At 66.1% G+C, this 16,783-nt stretch carries 12 protein-coding genes and 1 tRNA gene; 10 read left to right on the plus strand and 3 right to left on the minus strand.

Going from position 1 to position 16,783, the window contains the following annotated elements; translation table 11 throughout:
- The first annotated feature begins 141 nt into the window (after positions 1 to 141).
- From IP91_RS10820 to adeC, 4 genes are all read left to right on the plus strand, one after another.
- Complete coding sequence (locus tag IP91_RS10820; RefSeq protein ID WP_145648977.1) at positions 142 to 906, plus strand: hypothetical protein; 765 nt, start codon at positions 142 to 144, stop codon at positions 904 to 906.
- 542 nt (positions 907 to 1,448) lie between these two features.
- The gene (locus IP91_RS10825) at positions 1,449 to 2,717 is read left to right on the plus strand and encodes an efflux RND transporter periplasmic adaptor subunit (protein WP_145648978.1); all 1,269 of its coding nucleotides are present in this window, start codon (positions 1,449 to 1,451) and stop codon (positions 2,715 to 2,717) included.
- 15 nt (positions 2,718 to 2,732) lie between these two features.
- Positions 2,733 to 5,906 (plus strand): efflux RND transporter permease subunit, encoded by a 3,174-nt coding sequence (locus tag IP91_RS10830; protein ID WP_145648979.1) that lies wholly within the window; start codon positions 2,733 to 2,735, stop codon positions 5,904 to 5,906.
- Between the two features lies 1 nt (position 5,907).
- Entirely contained in the window at positions 5,908 to 7,317 is a 1,410-nt protein-coding gene (gene adeC / locus IP91_RS10835) for an AdeC/AdeK/OprM family multidrug efflux complex outer membrane factor (protein ID WP_145648980.1), read from the plus strand.
- A 142-nt stretch (positions 7,318 to 7,459) separates the two neighbouring features.
- Here the strand turns inward: adeC and IP91_RS10840 are convergent, their stop codons facing one another.
- Positions 7,460 to 7,954 carry a GNAT family N-acetyltransferase gene (locus IP91_RS10840; RefSeq protein ID WP_145648981.1) on the minus strand — a complete coding sequence of 165 codons (495 nt, stop codon included), beginning with the start codon at positions 7,952 to 7,954 and terminating at the stop codon, positions 7,460 to 7,462.
- Between the two features lie 124 nt (positions 7,955 to 8,078).
- Here IP91_RS10840 and IP91_RS10845 point away from each other — a divergent pair, with 124 nt between their 5' ends.
- From IP91_RS10845 to IP91_RS10860, 4 genes are all read left to right on the plus strand, one after another.
- Complete coding sequence (locus IP91_RS10845; protein ID WP_145648982.1) at positions 8,079 to 8,702, plus strand: TetR/AcrR family transcriptional regulator; 624 nt, start codon at positions 8,079 to 8,081, stop codon at positions 8,700 to 8,702.
- Positions 8,703 to 8,730: 28 nt separating this feature from the next.
- Positions 8,731 to 9,435 carry a fumarylacetoacetate hydrolase family protein gene (locus IP91_RS10850; protein ID WP_371860616.1) on the plus strand — a complete coding sequence of 235 codons (705 nt, stop codon included), beginning with the start codon at positions 8,731 to 8,733 and terminating at the stop codon, positions 9,433 to 9,435.
- Positions 9,436 to 9,542: 107 nt separating this feature from the next.
- A tRNA-Pro gene (locus IP91_RS10855) sits at positions 9,543 to 9,619 on the plus strand.
- A gap of 165 nt (positions 9,620 to 9,784) precedes the next feature.
- Positions 9,785 to 10,978, plus strand: a complete 1,194-nt coding sequence (locus IP91_RS10860; RefSeq protein WP_145648984.1) for an acetyltransferase domain-containing protein — start codon at positions 9,785 to 9,787, stop codon at positions 10,976 to 10,978.
- Between the two features lie 20 nt (positions 10,979 to 10,998).
- Here the strand turns inward: IP91_RS10860 and IP91_RS10865 are convergent, their stop codons facing one another.
- Positions 10,999 to 11,994: a 2-hydroxyacid dehydrogenase gene (locus IP91_RS10865; RefSeq protein WP_145648985.1), complete on the minus strand. Its 996-nt coding sequence runs from the start codon at positions 11,992 to 11,994 to the stop codon at positions 10,999 to 11,001.
- Between the two features lie 186 nt (positions 11,995 to 12,180).
- Here IP91_RS10865 and IP91_RS10870 point away from each other — a divergent pair, with 186 nt between their 5' ends.
- Complete coding sequence (locus tag IP91_RS10870; RefSeq protein WP_145648986.1) at positions 12,181 to 12,813, plus strand: hypothetical protein; 633 nt, start codon at positions 12,181 to 12,183, stop codon at positions 12,811 to 12,813.
- 78 nt (positions 12,814 to 12,891) lie between these two features.
- Here IP91_RS10870 and IP91_RS10875 read toward each other — a convergent pair whose 3' ends face one another.
- On the minus strand, positions 12,892 to 14,568 hold the full coding sequence (locus tag IP91_RS10875) for a hybrid sensor histidine kinase/response regulator (protein ID WP_145648987.1): 1,677 nt from the start codon (positions 14,566 to 14,568) through the stop codon (positions 12,892 to 12,894).
- A 265-nt stretch (positions 14,569 to 14,833) separates the two neighbouring features.
- On the opposite strand from IP91_RS10875, the gene IP91_RS10880 reads away from it, so the two are divergent.
- A complete protein-coding gene (locus IP91_RS10880) occupies positions 14,834 to 16,729 on the plus strand; it encodes a CocE/NonD family hydrolase (protein WP_199754573.1) in 1,896 nt (631 codons plus the stop codon).
- Positions 16,730 to 16,783 lie beyond the last annotated feature (54 nt).

Consider the following 16,783-nt stretch of genomic DNA (forward strand, 5'->3'; position numbering starts at 1 on the left):
TTTTAAAATGGCGCCGCACGCGCGCGCGTTTTTAAAACGGCGCCGCGCGCGCACGCATTGCGATGTTGTTGCGGCGTTGCGCATCCGCCCCGCATAGCCACCCTATTTGCATCCCATGTCCGCATAGAGAGAGAAGAAGAGATGACCTGTAACTGGAAGACCGCACTGTCGGCAGCGATCCTGGCCATGCTGGCCGCCTGTGGCGGCAGCGACGACGACGATCCGGCCGACACCTCCACCGGCGCCACGCCCGTCGCGGCGAGCGTGCTGCTGACGCAGGACTTCAACCAGGGACTGGGCGGCTGGACCGGCGAATCGAGCGACTACACGACCGATACGGCGCCGACCGGCGTGGTGTTCGAGCAGCGCGGCATCGCGGCACTGGGCAACTACGCCACCGATGCAAAGGCCTATTTCGTCTCCGGCACCAACCGCAGCGACGACCTGCTGCTGTACGTGAAGAAGCAGATCACCGGCCTGGTGGCAAACACCGAATACACCTTCAGCGTGCAGTCGCTGAACCTGCTGAGCAGCGCGCCGACCGGCTGCATGGGCGTGGGCGGCGCGCCCGGCGAATCCGTCTACGTGATCGCCGCCGCCTCGCCGACCGAACCGAAGGCCGTCACCACCAATGGCGACGTGCGCCTGAACATCGACCGGGGCAACCAGGCCACGGCCGGTGCCGCGTCGATGGTACTGGGCAATATCGCCAACGGCCTGCCGTGCGACGGCTCGAACAAGTACGCCTCCAAGCTGCTGCGTAACTTCACCGGCATCAAGGTCAAGACGGATGGCGAGGGCAAGGTATGGGTCCTGTTCGGCATCGACTCCGGCTACGAAGCCGCCAGCAGCGTCTACCTGCAGAACCTGTCGTTCGCGTTCGTGCCGGTCACTACCACGACCTGATCGCACGTATCGCCCCACGAAGCCTCCCCGCCTCTGGCCGGGAGGCTTTTTTGTTGTCGCGCCACGACCGGCATTTCCCAAGCATAACTCGCGCCTGTCACGGCCAAGTTCGTGTCCAATCCGTCACGGCCAAACGACCTCGGCGCGACACGATGTTGCTATCGTCTCCATGGCCGAGCTCGTGTCACTTGGGGCCAGGCACTGTGACACGGGCTCGGCCATGGAGATGTCCTGGTGCCTGGCCCCGAGACACGAGCTCAGCAACTCCCGGTTCGAGCTGGCATCGTTTGCAACGGTCGAGTCCGTATCCACCCTGGTGCCTGACCCCGACAGTGACACGAGCTCGACCGTTGGCAGGCGGTTGACATCGTTTGCAACGGTCGAGCCCGTGTCTACTTTGGCGCCTGACCCCAGGGTGGGACACGAACTCGGCCGTTGCCGTTGGTGACTTTCGGGTCAGTAGTGCAGATGTTTCGGAAATGTATTAGAATGATCGTTCATTCTACCCGCGCGGTTCCTCCAATCAAGAAGGTTCAGTCTTTATGAACAACACTCCATTCCGCCTGCCGTTGCGTACGGCCGGCATCCTTTCCCTCGCAGTTGCGGCGGCCCTGACCGCCGGCTGCGATTCCGACAAGAAGAAGGCCGCTGCGGGCGCCCAGGGTGGCCAGATGCCGCCGCCGCAGGTGGCCGTCTACACCGTTACCCAGCAGCCGCTGGCCGTGACGGCCGAGCTGCCGGGCCGTACGTCCGCCTACGAGATCGCCGAAGTGCGGCCGCAGGTCGCCGGCATCGTCCAGAAGCGCCTGTTCACGGAAGGTGCCGATGTCAAGGCCGGCACGCCGCTGTACACGATCGATTCGGCGACCTACCAGGCTTCGGCCAGCGCTGCCAAGGCGGCCCTGACCCGCGCACAGGCGAACCTGTTGACGGCGACGCCGCGCGTCAAGCGTTACAAGGAGCTGGTCGAAATCGAAGGCGTGAGCCGCCAGGACTACGACGATGCCGTGGCCGCCGAAGCGCAGGCCCGTGCGGACGTGGAATCGGCCAGGGCCCAGCTGCAGACCGCCAACATCAGCCTCGGCTACACGCGCGTGACGTCGCCCATCTCCGGCCGCATCAGCCGTTCCAATGTCACCGCCGGCGCCCTCGTCACGGCCAGCCAGGAAACGCCGATGACGGTCGTGCAGCAGCTCGATCCGATCTATGTCGACGTGACGCAGTCCGGCGAAGAGCTGCTGCGCCTGAAGAAATCGCTGGAGAACGGTGGCCTGAAGCAGAGCGGCCAGGCCAAGGTCACGCTGAAGCTGGCCGACGGGTCGACCTACGCGCAGGCAGGCAAGCTGCAGTTCGCCGATGCCAGCGTGGACCCGACCACCGGCAACGTCACGCTGCGCGCGCTGTTCCCGAACCCGAAGCATGATCTGCTGCCGGGCATGTTCGTGCGCGCCGTCGTGGAAAACGGCATCGACGAAGATGCGATCGTGGTGCCGCAGCAGGGCGTGACGCGCAACCAGAAGGGCGAAGCCACCGCGCTGGTGCTGAACAAGCAGGGCCTGGTCGAACAGCGCGTGCTGCAGACCGCCGGCACGCAGGGCGACAAGTGGCTGGTCAAATCCGGCCTGGCCGCCGGCGACCGCGTGATCGTCGAAGGCCTGCAGAAGGTCAAGCCGGGCGCACCCGCCACCGTGGCGCAGGACCCGGCACCGGCCCAGGGCCAGCCGCGCGCCGTGGCATCAACCGCCGCGCAGCCCGGCACGACCGCAACGGCCCAGGCCAAGTCGGCCGCCAATGCCGGCGCGACGAACTAATCAGGAGCACCTTTCATGGCAAGATTTTTCATCGACCGGCCCATCTTCGCATGGGTGGTCGCCATCGTCATCATGCTCGCGGGCGTGCTGGCCATCCGGGGCCTGCCGATCGCGCAGTACCCGAGCATCGCACCGCCTTCGATCTCGATCACCGGCTCCTATCCGGGCGCTTCGGCCAAGACCGTGGAAGACGCGGTCACCCAGGTGATCGAACAGCGGATGAAGGGCATCGACGGCCTGCGCTACATGTCGTCGAGCTCCGACTCCGCCGGCGGCATCGGCATCACGCTGACGTTCGCCAACGGCACCAACCCGGACATCGCCCAGGTGCAGGTGCAGAACAAGCTGCAACTGGCCACGCCGCTGCTGCCAACCGCCGTCACGCAGCAGGGCCTGGTGGTCTCGAAGGCCACCAAGAACTTCCTGCTGGTGGTGGGCTTCGTGTCCGAGGACGGCACCATGAACAACGCCGACCTGGGCGACTACGTGGCGGCCAACGTGCTCGACCCGATCTCCCGCGTGGCGGGCGTGGGCGACGTGACGCTGTTCGGCTCCCAGTACGCGATGCGCATCTGGCTCGACCCGACCAAGCTGCAGAGCTACCAGCTGACGCCGGCCGACGTGATCACGGCCATCCAGGCCCAGAACGCGGAGGTCTCCGCCGGTGAACTGGGCGGTGCACCGGCCGTGCCGGGCCAGCAGCTGAACGCCACCGTGACGGCGCAGAGCCGCCTGCAGACCGCCGAACAGTTCGGCGCCGTGCTGCTCAAGACCGATACCAGCGGCGCCACCGTGCACCTGCGCGACGTGGCGAAGATGGAGCTGGGCCGCGAGAACTACAACACGGTCGCGCGCTTCAACGGCAAGCCGGCCACCGGCATCGCCCTGAAGCTGGCCACCGGCGCCAACGCGCTGGACACGGCCGAAGCCGTGAAGGCCAAGATCGAGGACATGGGCAAGCTGTTCCCGAAAGGGATGAAGGCGGTGGTCGCCTTCGACACCACGCCGTTCGTCAAGCTGTCCATCGAGGAAGTGGTCAAGACGCTGGCCGAAGCCATCGTGCTGGTGTTCCTCGTGATGTACCTGTTCCTGCAGAACTTCCGCGCCACCTTGATCCCGACGATGGCCGTGCCGGTCGTGCTGCTGGGGACCTTCGGCATCCTGTCCGCGCTCGGTTACTCGATCAACACGCTGACGATGTTCGCGATGGTGCTGGCCATTGGCCTGCTGGTCGACGATGCGATCGTGGTGGTGGAGAACGTCGAACGCGTGATGACGGAAGAAGGCCTGTCGCCGAACGAGGCGACCAAGAAATCGATGGGCCAGATCTCCGGCGCGCTGGTGGGGATCGCGCTGGTGCTGTCCGCCGTGTTCGTGCCGATGGCCTTCTTCGGCGGCTCCACCGGCGTTATCTACCGCCAGTTCTCCGTGACGATCGTCTCGGCGATGGTGCTGTCCGTGATCGTCGCCATGGTATTCACCCCGGCACTGTGCGCCACCTTCCTCAAGCCGGTCGAGAAGGGCCATCACCTGACCAACCGCGGCTTCTTCGGCTGGTTCAACCGCACCTTTGAAAAGGGCACGGACAAGTACCAGGGCGCCGTCGCCACGATGATCCGCCGCCGCGCGCCATCGATGATCGTCTACCTCGTGCTGCTGGGCGTGCTGGCGGTCGTGTTCCTGCGCCTGCCGACCTCCTTCCTGCCGGAAGAAGACCAGGGCGTGCTGTTCTCGCAGATCCAGCTGCCGCAGGGCGCCACGCAGGAACGCACGCTGCGCACGATCGAGAAGGTGGAGAACTACTTCCTCACGCAGGAGAAGGCCAACGTCGCTTCCGTGTTCGCGGTGGCCGGCTTCTCGTTCGGCGGCAATGGCCAGAACACCGGTATCGCCTTCGTGCGGATGAAGGACTGGTCCGAGCGCGGCGGCAAGGAAAACCGCGTCAGCGCCATCGCCGGCCGCGCCATGGGTGCCCTGATGCAGTTCCGCGATTCGATGGTGTTCGCGTTCGCACCACCGGCCGTGCTGGAACTGGGTAACGCCTCCGGCTTCGACATGCAGCTGCAGGACCAGTCGGGCGTCGGTCACGCGGCGCTGATGGCGGCCCGTAACCAGCTGCTGGGCATGGCGGGACAGAGCAAGCTGCTGGCCGGCGTGCGTCCGAACGGCCAGGAAGACACGCCGCAGTACAAGATCACGATCGACCAGCAGAAAGCCACGGCCCTGGGCCTGGCGGTGGCGGACGTGAACCGCGTGCTGTCGGTGGGCTGGGGTTCGTCCTACGTGAACGACTTCGTCGACCGTGGCCGCGTGAAGAAGGTGTTCATGCAGGGCCAGGCCGATTCGCGCATGCTGCCGGAAGACCTGAACAAGTGGTTCGTGCGGAACAATGCCGGCGAGATGGTGCCGTTCTCAGCGTTCGCCTCGGGCGAGTGGATCTACGCATCGCCGCGCCTGGAGCGCTACAACGGCCTGTCGTCGGTCAACGTGCAGGGCAGCCCGGCACCGGGCGTGTCGTCCGGCGCGGCGATGGACGAGATGGAAAAGCTGGCTGCGCAACTGCCGGCCGGTATCGGTTTCGAATGGACCGGCGTGTCGCTGGAAGAACGCCAGTCCGGCTCGCAGACGCCCGCGCTGTACTCGATCTCGATCCTGATCGTGTTCCTGTGCCTGGCCGCGCTGTATGAAAGCTGGTCGGTGCCGTTCTCGGTGCTGCTGGTGATCCCGCTGGGGATCATCGGTACCGTGCTGGGCACCTGGCTGTTCGGCCTGGCGAACGACGTGTACTTCCAGGTGGGCCTGCTGACCGTGGTCGGCCTGGCGGCGAAGAACGCGATCCTGATCGTGGAATTCGCCAAGGAGCTGCAGGAAGCCGGCCAGGATCTGAAGGAAGCGACGCTGCACGCGGTGAAGATGCGCCTGCGTCCGATCCTGATGACGTCCATCGCCTTCGGCCTCGGCGTGCTGCCACTGGCCATTGCCAGCGGTGCCGGTTCGGGCAGCCAGAACGCCATCGGCGTGGGCGTGCTGGGCGGCATGCTGACAGCAACCTTCCTGGGCATCTTCTTCGTGCCGGTGTTCTTCGTGCTGGTGCGCAGCTGGGCCATGGGCAAAGCCAAAGGTAAAGGAACCGCGGACGACAAGAATGCGCCGCCGGCCGCCGGCACCATCGTTAAGGAAACGCACTGATATGAACAAGTCCCTGATTTCCCTCGCTGCGCTGGCGCTGATCACCGGCTGCAGCCTGGCACCGATCTATGAACGTCCGGCCGCGCCGGTCACGCAGGCCTGGCCGCAGGGCGATGCCTACAAGCCGGGCAGCCAGTCGGCCGACGGCAAGGAAGCGGCCGACATCGCGTGGCGCGACTTCATCGCCGACGCGAAGCTGCGCCAGGTGATCGAACTGTCGCTGGCCAACAACCGCGACCTGCGCGTGTCGATCCTGAACATCGAGCGGGCGCGCGGGCTGTATGGCGTGACCCGCGCCGACCGCCTGCCGCAGGTGAACGCCTCGGTGGGCCAGACGGCGCAGCGCATCCCGGACAACCTGTCCGCGACGGGCGAAGGCTACATCACCCGCTCGTACAGCGCGGGCCTGGGCATCTCCGCGTTCGAGCTGGACTTCTTCGGCCGCGTGAAGAACCTGTCCGAAGCGGCGCTGCAGCAGTACCTCGCCACCGAGGAAGCGCGCCGCTCGCAGCAGATCAGCCTCGTCTCGGAAGTGGCGAATGCGTGGCTCACGCTGGCCGCCGACCAGGAGCGCCTGCGCCTGGCGCAGGACACGCTCAAAAGCCAGCAGATCTCGTATGAGCTCAGCAAGCGCCGCTTCGACGCGGGCGCCACGTCCGGCCTGGACGTGTACGAAGCGCAGACGGCGGTGGAAGCGGCGCGCAGCGAGATGGCCATCTACACCGCCCAGGTGGCGGCGGACCAGAACGCGCTGACCTTGCTGGCCGGTGCGCCGGTGGCGCCGGAACTGCTGCCGCAGGATGCGGTGCAGCCGGTCACGCAGCTGGCGGACCTGCCGGAAGGCGTGCCGTCGACGGTGCTGCAGCGCCGTCCGGACGTGCTGTCCGCGGAACGTTCGCTGCAGGCGGCGAACGCCAATATCGGCGTGGCGCGTGCCGCCTTCTTCCCGAGCATCTCGCTGACGGCATCGGCCGGCAGCGCGAGCAACCAGCTGTCCGGCCTGTTCAAGGGTGGTTCGGGCACGTGGTCGTTCATCCCGCAGGTGAACCTGCCGATCTTCACGGCCGGCGCCAACCAGGCCAACCTGGCCGTGGCGCGTGCCGACCGCGATATCGCCGTGGCGCAGTACGAGAAGTCGATCCAGTCGGCATTCCGCGAAGTGGCCGATGCACTGGCCCAGCGCGGCACGCTGGACGAGCGGGTGGCTTCGCAGGCAGCACTGGTGGAAGCTTCGGACAAGAGCTACCGCATCCGCGAAGCGCGCTACCAGAAGGGTGCGGACACGTACTTGAACGCGCTGGTGTCGCAGCGTAACCTGTATGCGGCCCAGCAGAACCTGATCAGTGCGCGGCTGGCCAAGGCAAGCAACCAGGTGACGCTCTACAAGGTCCTGGGCGGCGGCTGGCAATAGGCGACCGCCGAAACGGGCGTATGGCGTTGTTGCAGCCTCTTGCCGTGCTAAAGCACTGTCTGCGAGGCCGCGCCTAACCCCCGGGAGCGACGGTCGCAGTCAGCGGTTCGCAGACAGGAACCAAATGCGAAAGCGGTAGTGACTACGTCAGCAACGGCGGCTGCCACTCCATGCACAGGTACAGGCCGTTGGCACCGTTGAGCGTGAAGCCGCAGCGCTGGAACAGGCGCTGGGCGCGGCTGCCGGGCAGCACTTCCAGCCGCACCGGCACGCGCATCCGCACGCCCTGGGCCTGCAGGCTGCGCAGCAGGCCCAGCCCGATGCCGCGGTTGCGGCTGGCAGGCAGCAGGCTGAAATCGAGGATGCGGATCTCGTCCGAACCGTAATGGACGTGCAGCGCGCCGATCGGGCGCTCGCACTCGGCAATGATGGCCACCTCGGCATAGGGATGCAGCATGTGCAGCTGGGCCTGGCGGGAGCGGAATTGCAGCGCCATCAGCAGGGCTTCGGTGCGCGCATCGCAGGCGTCCATGCGCTGGTCCGCGCTGCGGGTGCTGGCGAACAGCTGTTCCATGAAGGCCTGGTCGGCGCGGTCCGCCGGTCGCATTTCGATCGTGCGGGAAGTCCTGGTTGACATGGTCGTCCTTGCGCGGAGGGCAGTGGAGAAAATGATAGCACCCGTGCCGCATCCGGCGCGATCCGTTTGAAGAACCGGCGGGCATCATGCCCAATGGCAGGGGCAGGAACCCCGGAAAAGACTTATGAACAGTATTGATAAACCCGGCGAAAAACGCCATCACGACCCGGAAAAGGCGCGCCTGCGCTGCCGCCAGGTGCTCGATGCCGCCGCCGAGTGTTTCGGCCGCAGCGGCTTCCATGGCGCCAGCATGGCCGAGATCTCGAAGGCGGCCGGCATGAGCGCCGGCCACATCTACAACTACTTCGACGGCAAGGATGCGATCATCATCGCCTTCGTGGAGGAAAACGTGCAGCGCGTTTCGGCCATGCTGCGCGACCTGGAATCGCAGGCGGACCCGCTGCAGACGATGCTCGACGATGTGCCGCGCAGCGTGCGCGACGACCTGGCGCGCGCCAAGTGGATCCTGCCGCTGGAGATCACCGCCGAGGCTTCGCGCAATCCGAAGATCGCCGATGTCGTGCACGATGCGGACCGCCGCACGCGTGCGCAGTTCTGCGCGATCCTGAAGGCTGGCCGCGAACAGCATGGGCTGCCGGTGGATGACGCCGTGCTGGAAGGCCGGATGAACGCTATCATCACGATGTTCCAGGGCCTGCCCGTGCGCGCCACGCACAACCCCGACCTGGACCCGGAGCCCTTGATCGCATCGTTCCAGCTCGCGCTGCGCACGCTGCTGTTCAGTTGAACCCACTTATTTTCGGAGCACCATGAGTATCCAGTTCGAATTCGCGCCGCACCAGGCGGCCTCCCTTGCCATCGCCGGCGGCGACACCCGGTTCCCCGTCCGCCGCGTCTATTGCGTGGGCCGCAACTACGCCGGCCACGCCCGCGAAATGGGTTCGGACCCGGACCGCGAACCGCCGTTCTTCTTCAGCAAACCGGGCGATGCGGACGCCGTCGTGCCGGTCGCACCGGGCACCACGGCCGAGCTGCCGTTTCCGCCGCAGACCAGCAACTTCCACTACGAGTGCGAGCTGGTGGTCGCCATCGGCAAGGGCGGCGCGAACATCGCCGTGGCCGACGCGCATTCCCACGTCTTCGGCTACGCGGTGGGCCTGGACATGACGCGCCGCGACCTGCAGGGCAAGATGAAGGATGCCGGCCGGCCGTGGGAAATCGGCAAGGCGTTCGACTTTTCCGCGCCGGTCGGCCCGGTGCACCGCGCTGCCGACGTGCCGGGCGTCGAGGATGCCGCGATCTCGCTGACGGTCGATGGCGTGACGAAGCAGTCCAGCCACGTCACGCACCTCACCTGGTCGATCGCCGAGACGATCGCCAACCTGTCCACGCTGTTCACGCTGCAGCCGGGCGACCTGATCTTCAGCGGCACGCCGGAAGGCGTGGGCGCCGTGCAGCGCGGCCAGACGATCGTCGGCCATGTCGATGGGCTGACGGACATCGCCGTACGCTACGTTTAAGCCGCGTCGAGGGTGGCCATCCGGCCACTCCGGCGGGTGGCGGCGCTCGTTCCAGGCGCAAAAGCTCATGGCAAAAACCCAACGCTCTGCTATAATGTGCCATTCGTCGGGGCGTAGCGCAGCCTGGTAGCGTACGTGCATGGGGTGCACGGGGTCGGAGGTTCGAATCCTCTCGCCCCGACCAATAGATTCAAAGACTTACCTCACATCGGAGCCACTCACTTGAGTGGCTTTTTTGTTGCCCGGAATTTGGCAGGACATCCGGCGCGTCGGTGTTACTCCCACGGCGAGGCATCGGCGAGGGCAAGGCCGCCGCCACGCAACCACCGCAATCGAGAGGGAGAGCCCAATGGGACACGCCACGCTGAACGAACGACCGACGCAGCGCGTCGATGCGCCGGCCGCCGCCACCAGCCGGCGCCGCCTGCAGAGCCTCGATGCGCTGCGCGGCTTCGTGATGGTGATCATGCTGATCGACCATCTCCGCGAAAACTGGTACCTGTACATGAACGTGAGCGATCCGGTGAACCCGGTGACGGTCGAGCCGGCGCTGTTCTTCATGCGGATCTTCACCAACCTGTGTGCACCGATTTTCGTGGGCCTGACGGGCCTGGGGGCCTACCTGTACGGCCAGCATCACACGAAGGCGGAAACCGCGGCCTACCTCGTCAAGCGCGGCCTGCTGCTGATGGCGATCGATGTCGTGCTGATCACGCCAGCGTGGACCGTCAAGCTGCCGGTGACCTTCTGGCTGCAGGTGATCTGGGCCATCGGCGTGTGCATGATCGCGCTTGCCGGGCTGATTCATCTGCCGAAGAAGCTGCTGCTCGTGCTTGGCCTGCTGATCGTCGCTGGACACAACCTGCTCGACCCGATCCACCTGCAGCCTTCCGAGCCGGGTTTTACGGCCTGGGCCCTGCTGCACCAGCGCGACATGATCGCGCTGCCATTCGGCGCGGCGGCCCGGACCTCGTATCCCGTGCTGCCGTGGATCGGCGTGATCGTGCTCGGCTACCTGCTCGGCACCTGGTTCGAGCGTGACAGGGATGGCGCGGGGCGCGTGCGCCGCCTGCTGATGCTGGGCGTGGGCATGCTCGTGGCGTTCGTCGTGCTGCGCGCATTGAACGTCTACGGCGACAGGCCCTGGGTGGCCGGCGACTCCACGCTGCACACGTTCATGGGCTTCATCGCACTGACCAAGTATCCGCCGTCGTTCCTGTTCCTGCTGCAGACCTTGGGCGTGGGCGTGACGCTGCTGGCCCTGTTCGAACGGTGGCAGGGACATCCCTGGCTGAACGCCCTGGCCGTCTTCGGCGGCGCGCCGATGTTCTTCTACATCCTGCACATGTATGTGCTGCGCGCGCTGTACCACATCGCCTTCCTGATATGGGGACCGACGCACGGCGTGAGCTTCGGGCTCGATGACTTCAACTGGATCTGGCCGTGGTACGCGGTGCTGCTGCCGGTGCTGTACGTGCCGACCGCCTGGTATTCGCGGCTGAAGGCGCGCCGGCGCGATATCGCCTGGCTGAAGTATTTTTGATGGCCCTTATCGCTGCCGGGTCAGGCTGCAGGAATCCGGTTGACGAGCGCCTCGCCGCGCTCGAAGGCACTGATGCTGTCGATGGTGGTCTGCATGATCTGGCCGATCGCTTCCTCGGTGAAGAAAGCCTGGTGGCCGGTGACGATCACGTTGGGGAAGGACACCAGCCTTTGAATGACGTCGTCGCAGATGATGGTCGAGGACAGGTCCTGGAAGAACAGGCTGGCTTCCTGCTCGTACACGTCGATGGCCAGGCCGCCAAGCTGGCCCGTCTTCAGTGCCTCGGTCGCGGCATGGGTGTCGATCAGGCCACCGCGGCTGGTGTTGACGAGGATGCAGCCGCGCTTTGCGCGGGCCAGCGATGCGGCGTTGACGATGTGGCGGCTTTCGTCGGTCAGCGGGCAGTGCAGGGACACGACGTCGCTGGTGGCCAGCAGTTCCTCGACCGACACGTAACGCCCGCCCAGGGCTTCGAATGCGGCCGAACGATACTTGTCATGGCCGATCACCGCGCAGCCGAAGCCGCTCATGATCCGCGCGAAGAGGGTGCCGATCTTGCCGGTGCCGATCACGCCGACCGTCTTGCCATGCAGGTCCACCCCCATCAGGCCGTCGAGTTCGAAATTGCCTTCGCGGGTGCGCACGCTGGCGCGGGCGATCTTGCGGTTGACCGCCAGCAGCAGCCCCACGGCGAATTCGGCGACCGAATGGGGCGAGTAGTCCGTCACCCGCACGACGGCAATGCCGAGCCGCTCTGCGGCCGCCGCGTCGATCTGGTTGTAGCCCGTCGACCGGGTGGCCACCAGCTGCGTACCCTGCCGGGCCAGGATCGCCAGCACTTCCGCATCGACCGTATCGTTGACGAACACGCATACCGCAGCGCAGCCCGCGGCCAGTGATGCCGTGGCCGCGGTCAGGCGGTCTTCGAGGAAGCGCAGTTCATGGCCGGCCGTGGCATTGGCACGGGCGAGCATGGTCTTGTCATAGCGGCGCGCGCTGAATACGGCTGTCTTCATGTGACGGGCCTCGGGTTGGCGAACATCCAGTATATTGCAGTGCCCTGGCGCAGCGCCACTTTCGAACATGGCGGCATGTACCGCCGGAGCGGAACACGGAGCGGCACGATGTAAGATGCGTCTGGAAAGCGGCCTTCGGAGGCCGTCACCGGACACTGTTCACATGATGGATGACCCAAGGTTCCAATGAAATCGATTCTCTTCGCTGGCGTTCTCGCCTTTTCCACCGCGGCCTGGGCCGCGCCCGCAGCATCGGCAACAGCATCGGCAACAGCGCCGGCGGCAGCCAAGCAGCCGGCCGCCCCCATCAAGACCCGCGACATCCCCGTCAACCAGTTCATGCAGAACCGCCTGCCGGTGCAGATCGCACTGAACATCCCGGTGCCGGTCGACTATGCGCCGGCACAGATCAAGCGGATGGGCTACACGTACTGGATGCGGCCGGCCGATGCCATCACGGCCACCGCGGCGAGCCTGCCGACCAGTGGCGGCTACATGACCGGTTCGACGGCGACCAACGTCACGTACGACGCGCGCCACCAGGTCTTCTACGGCATCGACGATCCGGGTTCGGTGGCGAAGATGCGCACCGTGGCGGCCAATGTCCAGATCAGGCAGTTCAAGACGGGCAAGCATCCGGCCGTGATGGTCTCCATGATCAGCGGTACCACGCTGCAGCCGGCCTATTTCATGTACATGGCGACGGGCGTGAAGAACGAGGTATTCTTCCTGTCGCTGCGGGCGCCGGATGGCCGGCCGGAGGTCGGTGCCGATATCTGGGCCCGGCTGGCAGCGAACGTGGAGCTGGCGAGCAAATAAGCGGACCGAATGAGCTAGCGAGCGGACCAAATGGGCAGGCGCGCGGATCAGCCTGACCAGCGCCGGTCCGCGAGGCGCTTACGCCGGCGGCTTGCGATTGATGGCCACGCGCTGCAGCGTGCCGTTCAGCGCTTCGAGATCGATCGGCTTGGCGAGCAGTTCATCGAAGCCCGCAGCCAGCGCTTCCTGCCGGTCCTTCTCCTGCGCGTAGCCGGTGACGGCGATCAGCACCGCATGCGTCACGCCATCGCGGCGCAGCGCGCGCGCCAGGTCGAAGCCGTTCATTTCCGGCAGGCCGATGTCGAGCAGGCAGACGTCCGGCGCGAATGCCGGCCATGTCTCCAGCGCCACCCTCGGCGTATGTGCGATCGCGACCTGGTGCCCGAACGTTTCCAGCAGCAGCGCCAGCGTGATGGCGGCATCCTCGTTGTCGTCGACGATGCCGATGCGCAGGGCAGATGACGTGGGCGCCGCACGCTCGGGCAGGCCAGGAGGCCGGGGTGCCGCCATCGTGCCGGCTGTCGGCAGCAGCACCGTGAAGGTGGTACCGGTGCCGCGTCCCGCGCTGCTGGCGCTGACCGAGCCGCCGTGCAACTGCAGCAGGCTTTTCACGAGCGCCAGTCCGATGCCCAGGCCGCCCTGGCTGCGGTCGAGTCCCTGCGCGCCCTGCGAGAACAGGTCGAACGCATTGGCGATCAGGTCCGCGGACATGCCGATGCCGTTGTCGCGAATGGCGATCGTCAGCGTCTCCGCGCCGGTCTCCAGCGCGATGTCGATGCTGCCGCCATCGGGCGTGTACTTGGCGGCATTGCTGAGCAGGTTCGTCATCACCTGCACCAGCCGCTTGCGGTCGCCCTTGACGGTGGCGTGGCCGGGCGCGAGCTGCACCGCCAGGCGGTGGCCGTGCCGCGCGATCAGCGGGCGCACCTGTTCGATGGCATCCGCGATCACATCCTTCACGTCCAGCTCCGCCAGTTCCAGCTCCACCTTGCCGCGCGTGACCCGCGAGACGTCCAGCAGGTCGTCGATCAGTGCCGTCATGTGGCCGGCCTGGCGGGCGATGATGGCGCTGGTGGCGCGCACCCGCGCGCCGTCCAGATCGAAGGTCGACAGGATGGCGGCGGCCGACGTGATCGGCGCCAGCGGGTTGCGCAGCTCGTGGGCCAGCATGGCCAGGAACTCGTCCTTGCGCTGGTCCGCCAGGAGCAGCGCCTGCTGGGCGGCTGCCTGCTCGACGATCAGCGCGTGCTGGTCGTTCAGCGCCTTGCGCAGCTCGATCTGGTTCATGATCTGGCGGGCCAGCGTCGACAGCGCGAATTGCTGCTGCTCCGTCAGACCGTGCGGCCGCGGCTCCATCGACAGGATGCACAGCGTTCCGAGCGGCACGCCGTCGCGGGTTTTCAGCAGCTCGCCGGCATAGAAGCGCAGGCCCGGCTCGCCCGCCACCAGCGGGTTGCAGCTGAAGCGCTCGTCCTCGCGCGTATCCGGCACGACCAGCTGGTGTTCTTCGAGCAGGGCGAACTTGCAGATGGAGTTATCCAGCGGCATCTCGCGCGTGCCCAGGCCCACCTCCGACTTGAACCACTGCCGGTGCTCCGCGATCAGGTTGACGGCGGCGATCGGCGCGTCGAGGAGCTGGCTGGCCAGCTTGACGACATCGTCGAACGATTTCTCCGTCGGCGTATCGAGGATGCCGTACGAATCCAGCACGGCAAGGCGTTCGGCTTCGTCATGGCGGGGCAGGGCGAGGGTCATGGGCAGCGTTGGCGCGACTGATACTTCAGTATTAATACTTCAAAAATGAAATTCTAGCCGAGGCCGCGAAATACGCCTGCGCCGTTGGCTGCTGTCGAGCCCGTGTCACGGTGCCTGGCACCATGACACGGGCTCATCAACACGCACGGACTTTATTTGGGTCTGTAAGTATCAGTGCAAAATCCACCATGCCTCCTGCTACAATTGTTTCACGGTAAGTCCACGGTTGCGGCTTGCTATCGACAATCCCACAGCAGGAGAGCCCTTGAAAAAGATCATCGCGCGCGTCGTTGCGGCCGCACTGGTCATGTCCCACGTCCCCGCCGCGCTGGCGCAGGACTATTCCAAGTACACCCCCGAAGCGATGGAGAAGGAGCTCTCGCAGCTTGCCGTGTCGCGGCTGGGCGTGATGGTGCCGATGCGCGATGGCGTGGCGCTGTCCACCGACATCTACACGCCGAAGAACGCCAAGGGCAAGCTGCCGACGATCCTGTGGAAGACGCCGTACAACGAACACAAGCTGCGCGGCGGTACCTACCGCTACGTGCTGGAATCGGTGAAGCGCGGCTACACTTTCATCGTGCAGAACGAACGGGGCCGCTACTTCTCGCAAGGGAAGTGGGAGATCCTGGGCAAGCCGCAGACGGACGGCTACGACACGCTCACCTGGATCGCCGACCAGTCCTGGTCGAACGGCAAGGTGGGCACGCTGGGCTGCTCGTCGTCGGCCGAATGGCAGCTGGCGCTGGCGGGCCTGAACCACCCGGCGCATGCGGCGATGGTGCCGATGTCGGCCGGCGCCGGCATCGGCAAGGTGGGACGCTTCCAGGAGCAGGGCAACTGGTACACGGGCGGCGTGCCGCGCAACCTGTTCTTCGTCTGGCTGTACGGTGTCGACAACCCGCTGCGCGCCGAGCTGCCGTTCGACGCGCTGAAGGACGAGAAGCTGCGCGCCCGCATCGAGGCCTACAACGACCTGGATGCCACCAAGCCGAAGGTCGACTGGAACAAGCAGATCAGGCACCTGCCGGTGGACCGGATGCTCACCGCGCTGGGCGAGCCGCCGGCCACGTTCGAGCAGTTCATCGGCCGCACGCCGGCCGATCCGGCCTGGCGCCAGGGCGGCCTGTATCACGACGACATGGGCTGGGGCGTGCCCGCGCTGTGGTTCAACTCCTGGTACGACGTGTCGATCGGCCCGAACCTGGAGCTGTTCAACATCGCGCGTGCTTCGAAGACGGACAAGGAAGCGGCCGCCAACCAGTACGCGGTCGTGGCACCGGTACCGCACTGCCAGTACGCCAAGCTCGGTCCGGACACGGTGGTGGGCGAACGCGCGATGGGCGACACGAGTTTCGATGTCGACGGCGCCGTCTATGGCTGGTTCGACCGCTGGCTGAAAGGCGATGGCAAGGCCTTCCCATCGACCACGCCGCATGTGCGCTATTTCATGATGGGCGCGAACCGCTGGGAGAAATCGGCGCAGTGGCCGCCGCAGAACGCCAAGCCGATGCGCCTGTACCTGCGCTCGCAGGGCAACGCGAACTCGCTGAACGGTGATGGCCGCCTGGTGGCCGAAGCGCCGCCGGCGAACGAGGCGCCGGACCGCTACCGCTACGATCCGATGAACCCGGTGCAGACGATCGGCGGCGGCGACTGCTGCAATGGTGGCGTCGTGATTCCAGGCGCGTTCGACCAGCGTCCGGTCGAGGCGCGGGGCGACGTGCTCGTCTACACCAGCGAGCCGCTGACCAAGGCGATCGACGTGGCGGGCTATGTGGATGCGGTGCTGAAGGTCTCGTCCAGCGCGAAGGACACCGACTTCGCCGTCAAGCTGGTCGATGTCGCGCCGGACGGCACGGCCTGGATCCTGGGCGACACGATCTTCCGCGCCCGCTACCGCAACGGCTACGACAAGCCGGAGATGATGACGGCGGGCGGGGTCTACACGATCAAGCCGACGCCGATCACCACGGCCACGCAGTTCGGCGTGGGCCACCGCATCCGCGTGGAAGTCACGTCCTCGAACTTCCCGAAATTCGTGCGCAACCTGAACACCGGCGGCCCGAACGAGAGCGAGAAGACGGGCGTGGTCGCCGATAACGTCCTCCACCATGCCGGGGATGCGCAGAGCTATATCGAGCTGCCCGTGCTGAAGTAAGCTGCTCATCTGCGCGGTTGGTGGTAAGGACAAAGGCCAATCCGCGGATTGGCC

The sequence above is a fragment of the Pseudoduganella lurida genome, assembly GCF_007830455.1.
GTDB classification, from domain to species: domain Bacteria; phylum Pseudomonadota; class Gammaproteobacteria; order Burkholderiales; family Burkholderiaceae_D; genus Rugamonas; species Rugamonas lurida.